The sequence below is a fragment of the Mesorhizobium robiniae genome (assembly GCF_040545535.1).
GTDB classification, from domain to species: Bacteria; Pseudomonadota; Alphaproteobacteria; order Rhizobiales; family Rhizobiaceae; genus Mesorhizobium; species Mesorhizobium robiniae.
Genome location: NZ_JBEPMC010000005.1, coordinates 406,547 through 423,752 on the forward strand (window position 1 = coordinate 406,547; position 17,206 = coordinate 423,752).

General features: G+C 61.4%; 16 protein-coding genes. 7 read left to right on the top strand and 9 right to left on the bottom strand.

The window, feature by feature from the left end:
- Positions 1 to 29: 29 nt before the first annotated feature.
- The 3 genes from ABID19_RS16790 to ABID19_RS16800 are packed head-to-tail and all read left to right on the top strand — an operon-like array spanning position 30 to position 2,095.
- Entirely contained in the window at positions 30 to 644 is a 615-nt protein-coding gene (locus tag ABID19_RS16790; RefSeq protein ID WP_354492103.1) for a glutathione S-transferase C-terminal domain-containing protein, read from the top strand.
- A gap of 11 nt (positions 645 to 655) precedes the next feature.
- On the top strand, positions 656 to 1,405 hold the full coding sequence (locus ABID19_RS16795) for an SDR family NAD(P)-dependent oxidoreductase (RefSeq protein ID WP_354492104.1): 750 nt from the start codon (positions 656 to 658) through the stop codon (positions 1,403 to 1,405).
- A gap of 57 nt (positions 1,406 to 1,462) precedes the next feature.
- Positions 1,463 to 2,095, top strand: coding sequence for an HD domain-containing protein (locus tag ABID19_RS16800; RefSeq protein ID WP_435528734.1), 633 nt, complete (start codon positions 1,463 to 1,465; stop codon positions 2,093 to 2,095).
- 55 nt (positions 2,096 to 2,150) lie between these two features.
- On the opposite strand, the gene ABID19_RS16805 is transcribed toward ABID19_RS16800, so the two are convergent.
- Genes ABID19_RS16805 through ABID19_RS16820 form a run of 4 tightly spaced genes read right to left on the bottom strand, consistent with a single transcriptional unit; the run spans position 2,151 to position 6,682 of the window.
- Positions 2,151 to 2,846: a response regulator transcription factor gene (locus tag ABID19_RS16805; protein WP_354492195.1), complete on the bottom strand. Its 696-nt coding sequence runs from the start codon at positions 2,844 to 2,846 to the stop codon at positions 2,151 to 2,153.
- Complete coding sequence (locus ABID19_RS16810; protein WP_354492106.1) at positions 2,836 to 3,225, bottom strand: response regulator; 390 nt, start codon at positions 3,223 to 3,225, stop codon at positions 2,836 to 2,838. The genes ABID19_RS16805 and ABID19_RS16810 overlap by 11 nt, the downstream gene beginning before the upstream one ends.
- Positions 3,222 to 3,869, bottom strand: a complete 648-nt coding sequence (locus ABID19_RS16815; RefSeq protein WP_354492107.1) for a response regulator transcription factor — start codon at positions 3,867 to 3,869, stop codon at positions 3,222 to 3,224. Before ABID19_RS16815 ends, ABID19_RS16810 begins: the two co-directional genes overlap by 4 nt.
- Positions 3,866 to 6,682 (bottom strand): MASE1 domain-containing protein, encoded by a 2,817-nt coding sequence (locus tag ABID19_RS16820; protein WP_354492108.1) that lies wholly within the window; start codon positions 6,680 to 6,682, stop codon positions 3,866 to 3,868. The genes ABID19_RS16815 and ABID19_RS16820 overlap by 4 nt, the downstream gene beginning before the upstream one ends.
- A 293-nt stretch (positions 6,683 to 6,975) precedes the next feature.
- Here ABID19_RS16820 and ABID19_RS16825 point away from each other — a divergent pair, with 293 nt between their 5' ends.
- Positions 6,976 to 7,497, top strand: a complete 522-nt coding sequence (locus ABID19_RS16825; RefSeq protein ID WP_354492109.1) for a carboxymuconolactone decarboxylase family protein — start codon at positions 6,976 to 6,978, stop codon at positions 7,495 to 7,497.
- 199 nt (positions 7,498 to 7,696) lie between these two features.
- Here the strand turns inward: ABID19_RS16825 and ABID19_RS16830 are convergent, their stop codons facing one another.
- Both ABID19_RS16830 and ABID19_RS16835 read right to left on the bottom strand, forming a co-directional pair.
- Positions 7,697 to 9,424, bottom strand: a complete 1,728-nt coding sequence (locus ABID19_RS16830) for a DHA2 family efflux MFS transporter permease subunit (protein WP_354492110.1) — start codon at positions 9,422 to 9,424, stop codon at positions 7,697 to 7,699.
- The gene (locus tag ABID19_RS16835; protein ID WP_354492111.1) at positions 9,421 to 10,452 is read right to left on the bottom strand and encodes an HlyD family secretion protein; all 1,032 of its coding nucleotides are present in this window, start codon (positions 10,450 to 10,452) and stop codon (positions 9,421 to 9,423) included. Before ABID19_RS16835 ends, ABID19_RS16830 begins: the two co-directional genes overlap by 4 nt.
- Before the next feature lie 81 nt (positions 10,453 to 10,533).
- Between ABID19_RS16835 and ABID19_RS16840 the strand changes: the two genes are divergently transcribed.
- The gene (locus ABID19_RS16840; protein WP_354492112.1) at positions 10,534 to 11,163 is read left to right on the top strand and encodes a TetR/AcrR family transcriptional regulator; all 630 of its coding nucleotides are present in this window, start codon (positions 10,534 to 10,536) and stop codon (positions 11,161 to 11,163) included.
- 329 nt (positions 11,164 to 11,492) lie between these two features.
- Here ABID19_RS16840 and ABID19_RS16845 read toward each other — a convergent pair whose 3' ends face one another.
- The 3 genes from ABID19_RS16845 to ABID19_RS16855 form a co-directional block, all read right to left on the bottom strand.
- Entirely contained in the window at positions 11,493 to 11,861 is a 369-nt protein-coding gene (locus tag ABID19_RS16845) for an SPW repeat domain-containing protein (protein WP_354492113.1), read from the bottom strand.
- A 261-nt stretch (positions 11,862 to 12,122) separates the two neighbouring features.
- Positions 12,123 to 13,247, bottom strand: a complete 1,125-nt coding sequence (locus ABID19_RS16850; RefSeq protein WP_354492196.1) for a patatin-like phospholipase family protein — start codon at positions 13,245 to 13,247, stop codon at positions 12,123 to 12,125.
- 496 nt (positions 13,248 to 13,743) lie between these two features.
- The gene (locus ABID19_RS16855; RefSeq protein WP_354492114.1) at positions 13,744 to 14,097 is read right to left on the bottom strand and encodes a cupin domain-containing protein; all 354 of its coding nucleotides are present in this window, start codon (positions 14,095 to 14,097) and stop codon (positions 13,744 to 13,746) included.
- A gap of 502 nt (positions 14,098 to 14,599) precedes the next feature.
- Here ABID19_RS16855 and ABID19_RS16860 point away from each other — a divergent pair.
- A complete protein-coding gene (locus tag ABID19_RS16860; protein WP_354492115.1) occupies positions 14,600 to 15,238 on the top strand; it encodes a response regulator transcription factor in 639 nt (212 codons plus the stop codon).
- Between the two features lie 111 nt (positions 15,239 to 15,349).
- Positions 15,350 to 17,197, top strand: coding sequence for a PAS domain-containing sensor histidine kinase (locus ABID19_RS16865; protein WP_354492116.1), 1,848 nt, complete (start codon positions 15,350 to 15,352; stop codon positions 17,195 to 17,197).
- Positions 17,198 to 17,206 lie beyond the last annotated feature (9 nt).

Below are 17,206 nucleotides of genomic sequence, written 5' to 3' on the forward strand. Positions count from 1 at the left end.
CACCCAACAAACCGAACAAGGTCATTGTCATGAAACTGTACTATAGCCCGCTCGCCTGCAGCCTCGCGGACCACATCGCCCTGCTTGAAGCAGGCGCGACGTTTGAGCGTGAGAGCGTGGATCTCAAGACGAAGCGGACAGCTTCCGGAGCCGACTTCAACGACGTCACGCCAAAGGGCTATGTCCCTGCCCTGGTGCTCGACGACGGCGAGGTTCTCACCGAGAACATCGCCATTCTCGACTGGCTCGCCACGAAATATCCGACGCTTGGTGTTTCGGGAGAGCTGGGACGCACACGGCTTCTCGAAGCGCTGGCCTTCATCTCAACCGAGGTGCATCGCGCCTTCAAGCCGATGTGGCACACAGGAAACGATATCCAGAAGGCGCAAGCCAGGGAGACCATTTCCCGGCTGCTCGACAATCTGGCGGAAAGCCGAGATGGCGACTTCCTGTTCGGCGCAACACCCAGCGTTGCCGACTTCTATCTGTTCGTAATGCTCCTATGGGCTGAACGGTTCGACGTGCGCACTCCCGAAGCGTTCGTCGCATTGCGCCGACGGATGGTGAGCCGCCCCGCGGCGCAAGCCGCCTTGCGCGAAGAGGGGCTACTCAAACTGGTCGAAACAGACGTTTCGTACGCATAGGGACCAGAACGATGATGTTCAGCGCCAAGGTCGCCATCGTAACCGGCGGAAGCTCGGGCATAGGTCGGGCAGTAGCGCTCGCTCTCGCAAGACAAGGCGCCAAAGTCCTGATCACAGGGCGCCGCCCGAAGAGCCTGAAGGAGACGGCCGCCCTGCACAAGGATATCACAGGCGTCGTCGCCGATGTCGCGGTCCCGGGCGATGCGCCTGATACGATCGCGAAGGCAATCGATAGTTGGGGCCGGCTGGACATCCTTATCAACAATGCGGGCGCCGGCGCGCTTCTGCCGCTGCGTGACGCAACCGCCGAACGCATCAACAGCATCCTTGCGGTGAACGTGGTCGGTCCAAGCCTGCTTGCGGCCGCAGCGCTCCCGCATCTCGAAGCCACAAAGGGTTCAATTGTCAACATATCCAGCACGTTCGGTCACAAGCCGGGCGCTGGCCTCTCGCACTATGCGGCCAGCAAGGCGGCGCTGGAGCACCTGACGCGCTGCTGGGCGCTGGAACTCGCGCGGCAGGGCATAAGGGTCAACGCCGTCGCGGCCGGCCCGACTGAATCGGGTGCGCTCACCGGCATGATGGGCCTCTCTCCGGAGCATGCTGCGGTGATCGAGGAGGCGGAGCGCGAACAGATACCGCTCAAGCGACGCGGCACTCCGGATGACGTTGCCCGATGGATCGTGCAGCTGGCGAATCCAGCTTCGGATTGGGTGACCGGACAGGTCATTACCGTCGATGGAGGCCTGGCGCTCACCTAAAGCGAACGGCCTCCCCAATCACAAGGAACTCTGCTCATGCACGGAATTTTCAGTCGAATGTTCGCAGGGGTCCTCGTCCCCGACACGGCGCTCGTGCGCCAAGCTCTCGATCACGCGCGCAACAGTTGCGAGCCGTATCTGTTCAACCATGTGGTTCGTTCATGGCTCTTTGCCGTCCGGATCGGACAGATCCGAAATATCAGTCACGATCCCGAAGTGGTCGCAGTGGGCACCCTGCTGCACGACATCACGCTCAACGATCGCTTCAACGGCCCTCGCCGCTTCGAGGTCGAAGGAGCCGATCTGGCGAGGACCTTTGCGCGGCAGGGCGGAGTCGACGAGCGCCGGGCTCAGTTGATCTGGGACAGCGTCGCGCTCAATTCGACGCCGTCGATCGGGCTCTACAAGGAGGCGGAGGTTGCCCTTTGCACGGCCGGCATTTGCCTGGACGTGGTCGGTCTTCAGTACGACACTATTCCACCCAGCGAGATCGCGCGGATCGCCAACGAATTTCCCCGGCTCGACATGAAGCGGCGCATGACACGATGCTTCTGCCATATCGCCGAGAATGTGCCCGAGACGACCTACGACAACTTTATCCGCGACTTCGGCAATCGTTTTGTCTTCGGCTATGGGGCTAAGGTTCCATCCTCAGACGATCTGGTTGCAAACGCGCCCTTCGACGAGTGAAACTCGGCGGCCGAGCGCCCCACTCGGGGCGCTGCCGCACGCCGCCGTTACGCGACTATGCCTGGCCCAACTCACGCATCGCCGCCGGCAGCGTCTCCCATGCCCGGATCAGCTCGCCGATGGAAGCAGCCTCCATCTTGCGCATGACGTTGCCGCGGTGCAGTTTCACTGTCACCTCACTGATGCCGAGATCGAAGGCGATTTGCTTGTTGAGGCGTCCTCGTGCAACCTGACACAGAACCTCCCGCTCGCGTGGCGTTAGCGTCTCGACGCGTTCGATGTTGAGCTTGACGACCGCTGATGCCGCCCGCCGCAGGGCATCCATGGCGACACCCGCAATTACTGCGTCAAGGAGCGTTTGGTCCCGCACAGGCTTCGTGAGGAAGTCCACCGCACCGGCCTTCATCGCCTGCACGGTCATTGGAATGTCGCCATGCCCGGTCAGGAAGATAACCGGCTTGGGATTGCCCGTTTGAGACAGATGACGCTGCAGGTCGAGGCCGCTCGCTCCCGGCATGCGGACATCGAGGATCAGGCAACCGGGTCTGTCCAGTACGTCGGCATCGAGCAATGCGCGCGTGGAGCTGAAGCAGACAGGCTGGAACCCGGCGGAGAGTATCAATTCCGAAAGCGCCTCCTGAACAGACGCATCGTCATCCACAATGACTACGAGTGGTTGCTCCGCGTCGCTCCTCCGCTGCGATGACGACGGCGCCGATCTCCGTAAGTGCGGCAGCTGCTCAACTCTCATGCTCACCTCCATTTTTCGATTTGCGCAATGCATTGCCGATGGCTGCCAGCATGTCCTGCGCATCGAAGGGCTTTCTGAAGCACCCGCTGACGCCCTGAACTCTGTCCGCATCGGCAATCTCGTGGCGCCCGGTGATAAGGAATATCGGCAGGTCCGGACGCACCTTCTTCACCAGGTCACAAAGTTCGAAGCCGTCCATGCCGGGCATCCCGATGTCGGCGATGAGCACGTCAAGGCCGGACAGCCCACTGATGAGCAATGATCGCGCTGAAGAGAAGCTGCGGGACGCATAGCCAGCGGACTCCAGCAGGTTCTCCAGCGACTCCAGCAGCCTTGGATCATCATCGACAACCGCCACGATGGGTCTTATCTTGGTCACGCCCGGCTCCCTCCCGCTCGGCGCGAGTGAGTGATCGGTATCTCCAATCGCTCCGCGATCCGCACGAGATCGGCGAGCGATGACGCTGCCATTTTTTGCATTACGTTCCTTCTATGGATTTCCAGCGTGACTTCACTGATTCCCAGCTCTGCGGCCGCCTGCTTGTTGAGCAGTCCGCTCACGACAAGCGGTAGCACCTCGCGTTCGCGTGGCGTCAGGTCACGATAGCGTCGCCTCAGCACGCCCAGTTCGGCGCGCGCGGAGCGCCTTTCCCGGTCCTCGGCGATCCCCGCCTGGATCGCAGCCATGAGATCGGCATCGCTGAAAGGCTTGGTGAGAAAGTCCACGGCGCCATGCTTGATCGCCTGGACGGAGGACGGGATGTCGCCGTGCCCGGTTATGAAAACGATCGGCGGATGATCTCCCTTTGCGATCTGCCTCTGCAGATCGAGGCCGTTGATGTCGGGCAGCTCGACGTCGAGGATGAGGCATGCCGGGATGTCTGGTTTATCCGCACCGATGTATTCGCCTGCCGATCCGAATGCAGCGGTGCGGATGCCGTGCGAATCCAGCAGTTCGCTCAGCGCCTCCCGCAGGCGCGCATCGTCGTCCACGATGAAGACGATATGGTCATCCGTGGTCATGGTGCCGCCTTCACTTCAATCGGCAGGGTGAAGGCGAACGTCGCCCCCTGCAGTTCGTTCTTGTCCGCCCACAAGCGTCCGCCGTGTGATTCGACGATCGAACGGCAGATCGCGAGCCCCATGCCCATCCCGTTCTCCTTCGTCGTGAAGAACGGTTCAAATATCTTGTCGGGGAACTCGATCCCCGCGCCGCTGTCGCTGATCTCCGTTTGGACCACGTCTCCCATGCGGCGCACTCGCACCCCAAGAATCCGGTCACCTTCGAGGGAATCCATCGCATCCATGCCGTTGCGAATGAGGTTCACCAGAACCTGCTGGATGTGTACGCGATCCAGCACGACAAGCGGCAGGCCGCTCTCGACATCGACATCCATGCGGACGCGCCGCCGCGTCGCTTCGTCGGCCATCAGGTCGCGCGCCTCAGCGATAACACCACTCAGCGCCGTAGAGCTCCTTGCCTCGCCGGATTGCTTGAACAAAGCGCGGATCCGACGAACAACGTCGGCGGCTGCATTTGCGTCACGGACAATGCGCTCCACCGTCTTCTTCGCACGTTCGAGATTCGGCGGTTCAGCAGAGAGCCAGCGCTGGCATGCGTACGAATTCGCGACCACGGCTGCCAGCGGTTGGTTTACCTCGTGCGCGATCGAGGCAGAGAGCTCAGCCAAGTTTGCAGCTTGCGTCGCCTGCGCTAACTTGTGGGACGCCTGACGTAGCGCCTCCTGTGCACGCACCTCGTCATCGACGTCCAGATTGACACCGTACCATCGGACGATTTCTCCTAACTCGTTTCGTAGTGGTTCGGCTCTCCCCTCGATCCAGCGGTACACCCCATCGTGTCGGCGCTGCCGGTAGCGCATTGCGAATGGTTCACCTCGGCTGAAGCTGCGCTTCAACGCCTGATGGACAGTGGGCATTTCGTCTGGATGGACGAGCATGCGGACAGCCCGGTCCATCCGCGTCTCCCCCGGTGCGTCGAATTCCTCCTGCTGGAATCCATGAAAGTCTGCCAGACGCTTGTTGACGTAGATGGGATCGCCGGCGGGCGTCGCGAGGAAGATCAGTACGGGCACGGTGTCGATGAGCTGTTGGAGGTCCCGTTCACTCTGCCGAAGTGCCTCCTGCGCGCGCACCTCGTCGTCGATGTCGAGAGAAACGCCATACCATTCCGCAATCTCGCCGTTCTCGTCGCGCCGAGGCTCTACCCGGCACTCGGCCCAACGATAGACGCCATCCTTTTCGCGCCATCGAAATCGCATCGCAGCCTCACCGCCGGTTTCGAAACACCTCGATAGCGTGAGCTGCACTTCGGGAGCATCGGCGGGATGAAGCAGCTCTTGCAGCAACGTTTCGATGCGTGGCTCCTCGAGGGCTTCGAAATCCGCGATCACGTCGCGGAAATGGTCCTGATAACGCTTGTTGAAGTAGACCGCCCCACTCGGAGGTTTCGCGCTCCAGATACGGACTGGAACGGCGTCGATCATCTCCCGAAGCTGCCGCTCGCTGCGCCGCAGCGCCTCTTCGGCGTGCATCTGATCGTTGATGTCGTGACAGAGGCCATACCACTGGACGATGCTCCCGTCCTCATCCCGCAATGGCTCGGCGCGGCTCGACATCCAGCGATAGACATCATCGGCGCGGCGCAGGCGATATCGCAGCGCAAAGCTCTCGCCGGTGGCGAGGCTGTGACGGAGTGCGTCACCGAACCCTGCTGCGTCGTCCGGATGGACGGTTTCTATGACCGCCTCCAGCCGGCTCATGTCCGGTTTGTCCAAATCGGCTACGTCCAGGCCAAGAAAATCGACCATGCGCTTGTTGAAGAAAACTGGCTCGCCGTCCGGCGCAAGCCGCCAAACGTGGCTCGGAACCATATCGACGAGCTGAGAGAGCTCCCGCTCCCGGCCGCGCGATGTGACCAGCGCCAGCTGACGCTGCCGGGATATCGCCGCCACGATGAGCGCCGACGATGCCGAGATGGCCAGGAAAAGCTGCAGCATGACCTGCCTTTCCCTCTGGGACTCGGGATCGCCGACAAACTGGCTGTCTCCGGATATCGTAAGCGCCACCGTGATCAGCGCTAGGAGCGTCAACGCGACGGCGGCGCCTCTGAACTCGAAGCGCGCCGCGGCCCAAAGAAGGGGTGGCATGATGATGTAGGGGGTGGGCAGGTAGATGTCGCTCAAGGAAAGCGCGGCGACTCCCAGGAAGATCAGTCCCAGGACGCCGGCTTCCACCCCCTGCGCAGGAGAGAGTTGGGTCTTGCTGCGCCAATACTGGATCACGACCAGCGCCGGTGGCGCTACGAGCAGGATTCCTGTGGCGTCGCCAATCCAAAACAGCGGCCATACAGAGGTGAAGGTTTGCGACTCTATGCCAAACCACGCGAGCGTCGCGCTTCCGACTGTCGCGCTGACGAGCGGCGCAGCTCCAGCGCCTAGCACGACGAATGCGAGGACCTCCTGCAAAGTTTCTAGCCGAACCGGCCGCCCGCATGCCCGGTTCACCAGCGTTGCGCCGACAGCCGCGCCAAGGGCATTGCCGACATAAATCAGGAAGCCCGCAGGCAACGGACTGTGGAACCACACGAGCTGCGCGAACATCTCCGCCAGGCAGCCCGCCAATATCCACCATGGCCAACTGTAAGGAGAGGTGAGGACGAGCGTCGCGATGAAAACGCCGCCTGGAGGCCAAATGGAAACCGTTATACCAGGGATGATTGCCAGCGCCTGGGCGAATCCGCAGCCCAAGACATATGCCGCAAAAAATAACCCCAGGTGAAGCATTTGCGGACGGTGCGACCAGACGGACATCATCGGCTTCTCCTGCCAGGCAAAGAAAGGCTGGGGACTGTCAGTGCGTGATGTAGCACTTCTCCTAGATGTCTGGGTTGGCAAACTCATATCCGCATCCTAGTCCCGCCACGCCGCAGCCGCACCTTATGGAAATCCATGAGGCGCTGGTCCGAGGCGTGCCCAGCCTAGCTTGAAGCATGATGCTGCCTAGACCAGCTGAGCGGAGAACTGGCTCCTCGCATGATGGTTTGGTTGCGTACACGCAGACATGATTTGCAGGCGATGACTTCAACCGCATTCAAGGAGAGATATGCATGAACGTTGCCACCAAACCGGCGGCGCTGGCCAAAACCCAAAATGGGCCTCGCATCAACTGGGCCGAGCAATCGCCGGAACTCGTGAGGAAGTTCACCGAGGTTGCCTTGGCTCTCCGTGCAAGCTCGATCGAGGTGTCAATTATCGACCTCGTCAACATTCGCGCATCGCAGTTGAACGGCTGCTCCTTCTGCCTGGACATGCACGTCAAGCAGGCCAAGATGCACGGCGAGCGCGAGCTGCGCCTTTACCATCTGGCGGCGTGGAGGGACTCGACCCTGTTCACCCTCCGCGAGCGCGCGGCACTTGCGTGGACGGAAGTACTGACCAAGCTGCCGGAACAGGGCGTTCCGGACGAGATCTATGACCGAGTCCGCACGCAACTGTCGGAGAAGGAGATCTCCGACCTCAGCTTCGCTGTCATGGTGATCAACGCGTGGAACCGCCTCAACGTAGGCTTCAAGACTGTGCCGGGTTCCGCCGACGCAATGTATGGCCTGGACAAGGCGGGGCTCAATTAACCTCCTGTCGATCGGCGGCGCGGCTCTCGCCGTGTCGCCGCGACTCCCTGGCGGTGCCCCTGCGACCCTCCCCGGGGGGGCGCTTCAAGAAACAGGCGTATAGTTCGGTCGCTTCGGCAGGACCCTCTTTGCCGCCCGCTCCCTTACCCATCTCACGACGATCCAGCCGCGACATGCGGCCACACACTTCCACGATGTGTCAGGCTGGCGCCTGCGCGTCTTCCACTTGCCTCCGACTCCTGTCGTCGAGGACATTCGAGGCTAAGGTTGGAGACGGCCAGTTCGGGGTCATGTCGAGCGTCGTCGCGATCAGCGTCGGGACTGCGTTTAGCTCGAGGGACGGCAGTTCTGTATGCTTTCGCATGTATCGCGAGAGGCCGATCTTGGTCGCGACCAGCACGGGCGCGGCGATCACAAACAGCAGCGCGACCGCGTTGAACGCGGTGTCGAAGGCGATCACAGTGGACTGACCCGCGACGGCTCTGCCCAGCAGGCTTGTCGCTGCCCGGCCGGCTGCCAGGGGGTCCATTCCTTTTACCGCGAGCATGGCTGTTGTCGCCGCCAGACGCTCGCTGACCGCGAGAACGCCTGCGGTTACATTGGCGCCGAGCACCGCGACATTGGCGGCAATGTTATTTTCGATCAACGTCTGCAGCAAGGCTACACCCATGAGGCCGCCGAGCTGGCGACCCGTGTTGAAAAGGCCAATGCCGGATGCGAGGTTTTGTTCGTTGAGTTTGCCGAAGGCTATGAGGGTAATCGACAGGAACAGGAAGCCGAGGCCGAGACCACGCAACAGAATGGCCGGCATCATGTCGTCAGCGCCGCTCTCGATCGTCGAGCCGGACAGCATCCACATCGAAGCCATGATCATCAGGATTCCGAAGGGCACTGTGGCGATCGGAGGAATGCGCCTGACTTGCATGAGGAAAGCAGCGGTGAGAAGCGCGCCGATGAAAAGCGCGCCGCTCGGCAACAGGAGCAGGCCGGCGTCGGTTGGGGTGAATGCAAGGACAGATACGGCGAACGACGGGATCAGGAACGCGCTCCCGAACAAGGCGGCGCCGGCGACGAAACTGACGATGAACGCGAAGGAGAAATCCTCTGACCAGAACAAAGTGAAGTCCAGCAGGCCCCGGCCTTTGCCCATTGCCTGCTGGCCAAGAAACGCCAGCAGCGCGGCCGTGCCGATCACTGTCAGCCACAGGATGCGGGATTCCTCGAACCAGTCCCACCGGCTGCCTTGGCTGAACACATAGGTGAAGCAGAAGAGTGTTGTGGCTACCAGCGAGAAGCCGATCCAGTCGAACGGGCGGCGTGCAACATTGAGGGGCACCGGATAGTCCGCGAGCAGCACGAGTCCTGTCGCCGCCAGCGACACCGGGACGACGCTGAAGAAAATCCACGTCCAGGACTGGCTGTCGAGCAGCCATCCCTGAAGGGCGGGGGCGATCGTCGCGGGCGCAACGACCGAACCGATTGCGAACAGGGCCTGCAGGATCGGTTGGTAACGTCGCGGATAGGCAAGAAAAATGATCGCCTGCCCCGCCACGAGCAGGACGCCTCCGGAGAAGCCTTGCATCACGCGGAGCACGACGAGCAGGTCCAAGCGGGCCGTGATGGCGGCAATAGCGCAGGCCGCGCCCATGACCAGGGTCGAGCCAACGATCAGATTGCGGGGGCTAATACGGCTCATCAGCCAAGCCGCGGCCATGAACCCGATCAGTTTCGGAGCGGTATAACCGACATCCAGCCAGGCGAACTCATCGGGAGTTGCGTAGGTGTCGCCGATGATGTCGCCGCGCCCGAGCGACAGGACCGTGCTGGCGATCGCCTCCGTCATGGTGGCGAGCACTACGCCCGCGACAAGAAGCGTTCCTGTCGCAGGTCGATCGCGGCTCGGCGTGGCGACAAGCGCCGCGGTCACGGGCCGCTCCCGTCATCGATCTCGACGCGGGCGGACAGACCCGGGACGAGGCGGCCAGGCAGTGGATTGCCGACAAGTCGGATCTTCACCGGAACGCGCTGGACGATGCGAACGAAGTTCCCTGTCGCATTGTCGGCGGGAAGCAGGCTGAACGCTGATCCGCTGCCTGGCGAAAAGCTGTCCACCACGCCTTCAAACATCTCGTCCGGGTAGCTGTCGACGCTAACTCGCACACCCTGACCGGCCCGTATATGTTCGATCTGCGTTTCCTTGAAGTTCGCCACGACCCACAGATCGTTGACCGGAACGATGTCGAGCAGGGAGGCACCCGGCGCCACAAGCCGGCCGATGCGAACCTGGCGGTTGCCGACGACGCCGCCGATCGGCGCACGTACCACGGTGTTGTCGAGATCGATTTGAGCGAGTTCCTCTGCGGCCCGTGCTTGCGCTACTGCGGCTACGGCGGCTTCTCGCTGGGCGTCGAGAACAGCGATGCGCTGCCGCTGTGCCTCCAGCGCTGCCGATGCCGCCGCTACCGCCGCTTCGGCTCTTGACCGCGCAGCGTCGCTTTCATCGACCTGGGCCTGGCTTACTGCGCTTGTGCGAATAAGTTCGCGGCGGCGGTCGGACGCCTTTGTCGCGAGATTCAGCTCGGCTTCGGCCGAACGCATCTGGGCTTCGGCCTGCCTGATGAGGGCGTGCTGAAGCTGGACTTCGGCATCGACATTACCGAGACGCGCCTGGGCGGCTTCGACATTGGCCACGGCTTGCGCCAGCCGCGCGCGGTAGTCGCGGTCGTCGATCCGGAACAGGACGTCACCAGCTTGGACGGCCTGGTTGTCCCGAACCTCTACCGCGGTGACATACCCCGCAATCTTCGGCGCAAGACCGGTCACGTCCCCGCGGACGTAGGCGTTGTCGGTCGACGTCTCGCTCGAACGGGCCCATGCCCATCCCGCACCCAGGGCGAGCACGGCCGAGAGGCACAGTAGCAAGCCGATCGTCTTTTTCCTGCTATGTTGCGGCACGACAGCCTCCGGTAATAGGCGTTACCATTGACGCTTATGGTAATAATTGTTACCAGTCAAGAGATGCATTGGAGTGAATGAATGGCTGCGGCTGCAAGGACCACGCGGCGCAAAGGCCGCCGCGAGGCGCTTCTTCAGGCGGCTGCCGAGGTCTTTTTCGAGCAAGGCTACGCCGCGACGAGCATCGACGCGATCATCGAACGCGCAGGCGGATCGAAGCGCAACATTTACAATGAGTTCGGCAACAAGGAGGGCCTGTTCTCCGCGCTCGTCAAGGAGAGCGCAGACAAGGTGCTGTCGCCCCTGGTGATCGAGGAAATAACAGGCCACGACCTGCGGGCGACGCTGACAGCGTTCGGACGGCACTCCATGCGGGCCTACATGTCCCCCACTTTGATCGGCATCTATCGTATTGCCGTCACCGAGGCCAACCGCTTCCCCGATCTCGCGGAAGCGTTCTACCAACAAGGCCCGGGCCGGACCACCGTTCGGCTCGCCGAGGTTCTTGAAGCCGCGAGAGAAGGGGGGGAAATCCAAGCGGACGATTGCCTGCGCCTCGCTGGGCATTTTGTAGGCATGATCCGCGACAACCTTCATCTGCAGGTCGTTCTCGGGCTGCGGCCGCCGCCGTCGGACGAAGAAGCGCAGGAGGCGGTCGCTTCCGCGGTGGAAATCTTTCTGAACGGCGTTCGACGCGGCCAGAACAAGTAGAAGGGCAATCGTCCTCTTCAACGTCGAACTGTTTCCCGAGAGGTCGGGTGGCGTGCCGCGTTCGATCAACAAGCCTCGACATGCCTCGTGGACCTCATGAACGATCCGCCTCACATCGTCGGGGCAGACATTGTCGCGCCGCATCTGGACGATAGGATCGTCCAGCATCTCTTCGAGTGTCGGTTCGCGATTCACGGAGTCCATGATCTCTACCATGCCGGCTCGGGCTTTGCAGGGCGGGCTCTCACTCGCAACCCGCCGAAGCATTCTAGGGGACGGTTGCAGAAACAGCTCACGCGGCCATCCCGTTGTGCCTGGCTCCGATGACATTACGTGGCGTCGGATTTGATCCTCGAAAGCATCTGCGCTTTGCTGCCGTTGGAAAGCTGGATGATGGCGATCGTCGCGACGCAAAGCCCAACCAGGACGAGCGTCCACATCGCCGCTTGCGCCGACCCGAGGCCAAGCAGGAACGGGGCCGCTACTGCCCAGCACCCCAAGGCGAGATTGGACCATTCGGCCCAGGCTCCGTAGCGGTAGAGCGCCACGGCAGAGCAGCAGGCAACCAGCACGCCGACGATCCCTGCATTCCAGGCTGCGGCAGGCAGCTCGGTGAATGCGAGGGCAGCGCAGGCCAGACCTGCGCCTAGAACGAGGTTGGTCCACTCCAGCCCCTTGCTCGGTACTTCACTTGTCATCTTCATCTCCTTCTCCAGCCCGGCTCCGCGTCCACGCCATCAATGTCGGGGCGGCCGGGTGAGAGGAGAATGAGGCGGTCCCGCGCAGCAGCCTATTCTACGGAGGAATCTGTCGTGCGATGCTAAGGTCTAGTGCGGCTGACCAGGGTGCTGGCGGAGAATATCGAAGCGCTTGGGTCACAGCGTTTTTGGACGTAGGGAATCCGTCTTTCTTACTGTCGAGCAGCTCTTGATGAGCAGCACCCGACGTTCAGGACGTGATCACAGCCGTCGGTCGGCAAAAACAGGACGGTCTTTCCACAGGTTTCCAGCCAGGAGGCCGGCATAGCCGAGGTTATATACGGCTTGCATATAGCTGGTGTTGAAAGGATCGAGCATCGAATAGGGGACTTGAGCGCCAATAGTCGCCAGATGAAAACGTGCCCCGGTCAGTTTCGCGTAGTTGTAGAGGATAGTCAGTTCACTCTGTATCTGGGATTTGAGCAGGATGGAATATGCTCTTGCAATCACCGACAATGTTCTGTTCTGCGTGGTGGCGAATTCCGGTATGAGCGCATTGTTTACGATCACATGGAAAGCGACACTTTGGCGCTTGCTGGGCACGAGAGGGTTCGTGCTTGCCAGAATTGCCTGTGGAAGTATCAAAACTTGCGACGTCGACCCCCCATCGGAATGGATTTCCTGGAAGCGACGCCCTCCTGACTCGGCCTCAATCATGACCGCCGGATAAATGCCGGGGATACTCGCCGACGCGATCAAAACGTCTTGGAACAGCCTAAGCGCGTTCGGTCGGCCGCTGTTGGCGATGGCGCCCATGTTCCACACGACGGCACGTTGAGTATCGAGATTGGTCGTCAGGACTAGAAGGCGACGGCCCTTGCGATGCTGATCTGCGACCCGCCGCAGGATTGCGGGTGTGATGGTGTCCTCGACCATTCGCCTCAATGGCGTGGATCGCAGCAAGCTCGATCCAATCAACCCCACCGGAAACTTGGTTGCGACAAGGTCGTCCGCGACGCCGCTTGTAAAGAGATGCACCAGTGTTTTGTCAGAGTCCGATCCGAGGAACGCGAATGGTGCGATCAGGGCGCCCGTGCTTACGCCAGTGACCACGTCGAATTGCGGGCGCGTTCCAGATGCGCTCCACGCCGCAAGCACACCGACGCTGAACGCGCCTCCCGCACCGCCGCCGGAGATCATCAGGACATCGAGGCCATCCGGCTCGGTGGTCGGCGTCCAGTCGCGAACGTCTCCCGCAGTGATCCGAGCGTCGCGATATATCCGGATCTCGCCATAGCCGGCAATCGAAGCCTCCTCGGCTTCCGTTGCGTCGAGGGGCCTGTCCGTCGCGGCGATCCGGGGTTCGGACCCCGGGAACCAAACGATTGTCGCAACTACTGCCGCCAGTCCAACGAGCACCGATATTTTCAAAGGGCGCAAACCGGATCTCCAACGTGCCTAGTGTCGTGAACGTTGGAGCAAGTTCGCTATGCCTAATGGCTGCGGCACACTGTCAGCGCGACATGCCCAACGTATTATGCGCATGGCGTGCCCATCGCTCGACGAGGCGACGTCATGATGAGCCGGATGGCGCAGGCTATGTGGAAGGTGCGGTCGTAGTCGATTAGTTCAAGGATGATGGCGGGCCATATCACGGTATAGGTCGCCGGCTGCGGTGGCCTCGGGAGACCCTGTTCTATGCGCTGTGATGACTGTGGCTCGGTGCGTGTTTCCATCGTCTGAAGTGCGCGTCTGACCCCCGGTAGCCCCGACAGCTCCAGTCCGCCGGACTGCACCACGAAGCAGGCGGCGAGTGTGAGGAGATGGAGTGTCGATATTGCTTTCATCGCTGGTTCCGTGACAATGCCGCGATGGCGGCGGCCTAGTATCCCTTCGGCGGAACGAAGAGGCAGATGGTCCTGCTGTCGGCGGCCCCGGCCACCGAGCACCAGTGATAGACACCGTCTGGCGAATGCTTCACCCGGCCGTCGCTATAGGCGACGACCTCGCCGGTCCCGTTGATGACATAGCCTTCCGGTCGCTCGCTGATGGCCTTGTCGCCGACCTGGCGGCAGTCGATGCCGGAGCAGCACGAGTGCGGGTAGCTCCAGCCCAGCGGCTTGGCGGCTGTCGGCAATGCGTCATGCGCACTGACCGGACATGAGAACAGAATCACCGGGAACATGGAGACGGCAAGAGAAGCGCGGTGGGACGGCATTCGGGTCGAATTGCGCATTGTTTTCCTCCATGGAGGCTTTAGCCAGTACAGAGGAGAATGCGGCGGGCCGCGGCGCCAATCTATTCTACAAGGGTCTTTGTGATGTGATGCAAAGGTACAGAATACTTGCGCTAGGAGCTCGTGAAACCAGTCAGGATAGGCACTGTACAGCGGCTTCTGGCGCAGCAGCCGATTGATGTAATGGCGATGCGCCACTTTGAAAGCGGCGGAGGCCGGGGGAGACTGGAACCCCCGGTCCGCACACCTATACCGAAGTCTAGGTCAGCCGTTCAAATCGCTAGGTCCGATCACCCTTTGCAGTGTTGCGTTGCCCGCCGCGATACAGGTACGCAAGACCTGACGTACAGACAACGGATTGGCGGGAATGGCTGGCCATCGACGAGTTCCGGCGGCCTCGCGTGAGGCGCAGGTCCTGGTTGACGTGTGACAAAAGCGCGGCTGATACTAACTGCGTGAACGCGGCCTTTCGTGTCCAGCATATCTCCCCGAGGCAGGAGTCGTGGGCGTGGCAACTTCAGGGATCGCAGACAGTCCGATAACCATTTTGGTCGACGATGACGCAACGGTTCGCGACGCGTTGGAGGAGTTGCTGAATTCGGTCGGCATAGACACGATGTCGTTTTCTTCGGGCCAGGAATTGCTGGACGCAAATCTGCCGGACCGCCCAGGCTGCCTCGTTCTCGATGTGCGAATGCCGGGTCTGAGCGGCCTCGATCTTCAGCATCTCCTCGCAGCCAAAGGCATCCTAACGCCGATCGTATTCTTGACGGGTCATGGTGACATCGCCATGAGCGTCCAGGCGATGAAGGCGGGGGCAGTGGATTTCCTGACCAAGCCGGTGCGCGACCAGACGTTCCTTGATGCGGTGTCCACCGCTATCGCCAACGACGTCGCGCGAAGAGCAGCATCGACCGTGTCGCGCAAGAACTTGGCCGTTTATGAGACCCTTACGCCCCGCGAGCGGGAAGTGCTGAGGCTTGTGGTCTCCGGTGCGATGAACAAGCAGATTGCATCGGATCTCGGCATCAGCGAGATCACCGTAAAGCTCCATCGGAGCAACATGATGAAGAAGATGAACGCGAGGTCCATCTCGCATCTCTTCAACATGTGGCAGTCGCTTCCGGTCGACAGCCGGTGAGCGGCTGCGGGAGAGGACAGGTGTACAATCAGGCGTTGGGGCTCCGTAACTGACTTGGATAACGGCCGCGACAGGGAGTGGGGACACAGAGGCGGTCTCTAGAGGTCTGAAATGGAGCTGACGTCAACGAAACAGCGCCGCGCCGTGGCATTGGCGATCGGAGCTGCGAGCGTTTTGCTGGCATTGTTCGTCAATGAGCCATACGTTCTGCTGGTCGCCGTTGCAGCCATATGCATCTGCATCGGCTGGGAGGCCGGCTTGGTGGCCATTGCCGCGGCCGGTCTGCTTTCATCCGTGATCCTGTTTTCGCTGGAATCGGGGGCCACAAGCGGCGCGGTCCGGTTGACGGTATTTGTCGTCGCGGCGTCAGCCCTATGGTTCGTGACAACGATTTTCAGGACCATGAGCTTCTATGACCGGGTCTACCATGACACTGGACCGAGCATCGCCGATATTCCGGGCCTCGGATGGTCGGCCTCTGCGGATGGCCGCCTTCGCGTGGTTAATCCTGCGGCGCTCGAGTATGTAGGTGTGACAGCCGATGAGATGCGCCGGATCATGGATGGCGATGATTATCATTGGACACAGTTTATCCATCCGGACGATGTCGAAGCGAGCATGGCGCGATGGCGTCACAGCTTGCAGACCGGCGAGCCTGTGATCGACGAGCATCGTTTGCGTCGGTTCGATGGGACATATCGGTGGTTTCGCGACACCGGCATTGCTTCGCGCAATGAGTTCGGGAGGATAACCGGCTGGTACGGCCACACGGCGGATATCGACGATCAGAAGAAGGCCGAATCTGCGTTGCGCGAGCGCGAGCGCGAGCTGCGCCTGCTGGTCGATACAGTTCCCACCATGATCTGGCTGATGACGCCGGCGGGATTGCCGTACTACTTCAACAAACGGTTCGTCGACTGGGCGGGCATCGACTCGGCTAAGGCGCAACCGCGAGGCAAGCGGCAATTCGCCTCGCATGTGGAGTTGTTCCATCCCGATGACCGGGCGGCCGTCAAGGCTGTGTTCGAAAAGTCCTTTGCCCGTGGAGAGCCACTCCAGCACAAAGGTCGGCTGTGCCGGAAGGATGGCGAATATCGCTGGATCGATTCGCGGTTCGAACCGCTACGCGACGAAGACGGCACTATCCTTCGCTGGTACGGCGTCAACTTCGACATTGACGACGAGGTCCGCGCCCAAGAATCCCTGCGTCTGGCGGACGAACGGCTCGCGCGCGCCTTGCGCGCAGCCAGCCTGTCCGAACTATCTGTGTCCATTGCGCACGAACTCAACCAGCCGCTCCAGGCGGTCGTGGCCAACACCGGCGCCTTCCAGAGATGGCTGAACGCTGATCCGCCAAATTTCCATCACGCCAGCCGTGTCGCCCAAAAAATCATCAGAAACGCGGACGCGGCGGCACAGGTGATCACCCGGATCCGGGCCCTGTTCAACAAGACGGAAGGTGAACCGCAAGCGATCGACCTGAACGCGGTGATCCGCGAAGTGTGTGATCTCCTGGCCGACAGGCTCGCATCGAGCGGCGTCAAGCTGGACCTTCACCTCGATCCCCGCCTTCCTGCGACGGTCGCCGATCATGTCCAGATGGAGCAAGTCGTCCTCAACATCGTCCGCAACGGCATTGAAGCGATGCAGGAAGTCGACAGCAATGTGCGAAGCCTGCGAATCGTTTCGCGGTCTCAGAACGACGGAACAGTTGAGGTCGAAGTGCGAGATAGCGGCCGCGGACTTAGCGATCCAGAACGGATTTTTGAAGCGTTCTACACAACCAAGCCGGATGGAATGGGGATGGGCCTGGCAATCTGCCATTCGATCGTCGAGGCGCACCGCGGACGGCTTTGGGCGGAAAATGTCGAGACAGGGGGGGCATCCATAACCTTCAGCCTTCCCATCCTCGCAGGCGGCTCGACCAAGACACCAACCGGCGCCACAGTGGGTCCCTGAGTAAGCGCT

Coding starts and splice junctions, on each gene's coding strand:
- ABID19_RS16845 (WP_354492113.1), bottom strand. CDS start 11,861: ATGACAAGTGAAGTACCGAGCAAGGGGCTGGAGTGGACCAACCTCGTT.
- ABID19_RS16820 (WP_354492108.1), bottom strand. CDS start 6,682: ATGATGTCCGTCTGGTCGCACCGTCCGCAAATGCTTCACCTGGGGTTA.
- ABID19_RS16800 (WP_435528734.1), top strand. CDS start 1,463: ATGTTCGCAGGGGTCCTCGTCCCCGACACGGCGCTCGTGCGCCAAGCT.
- ABID19_RS16805 (WP_354492195.1), bottom strand. CDS start 2,846: ATGAGAGTTGAGCAGCTGCCGCACTTACGGAGATCGGCGCCGTCGTCA.
- ABID19_RS16790 (WP_354492103.1), top strand. CDS start 30: ATGAAACTGTACTATAGCCCGCTCGCCTGCAGCCTCGCGGACCACATC.
- ABID19_RS16815 (WP_354492107.1), bottom strand. CDS start 3,869: ATGACCACGGATGACCATATCGTCTTCATCGTGGACGACGATGCGCGC.
- ABID19_RS16795 (WP_354492104.1), top strand. CDS start 656: ATGATGTTCAGCGCCAAGGTCGCCATCGTAACCGGCGGAAGCTCGGGC.
- ABID19_RS16865 (WP_354492116.1), top strand. CDS start 15,350: ATGGAGCTGACGTCAACGAAACAGCGCCGCGCCGTGGCATTGGCGATC.
- ABID19_RS16855 (WP_354492114.1), bottom strand. CDS start 14,097: ATGCGCAATTCGACCCGAATGCCGTCCCACCGCGCTTCTCTTGCCGTC.
- ABID19_RS16840 (WP_354492112.1), top strand. CDS start 10,534: ATGGCTGCGGCTGCAAGGACCACGCGGCGCAAAGGCCGCCGCGAGGCG.
- ABID19_RS16825 (WP_354492109.1), top strand. CDS start 6,976: ATGAACGTTGCCACCAAACCGGCGGCGCTGGCCAAAACCCAAAATGGG.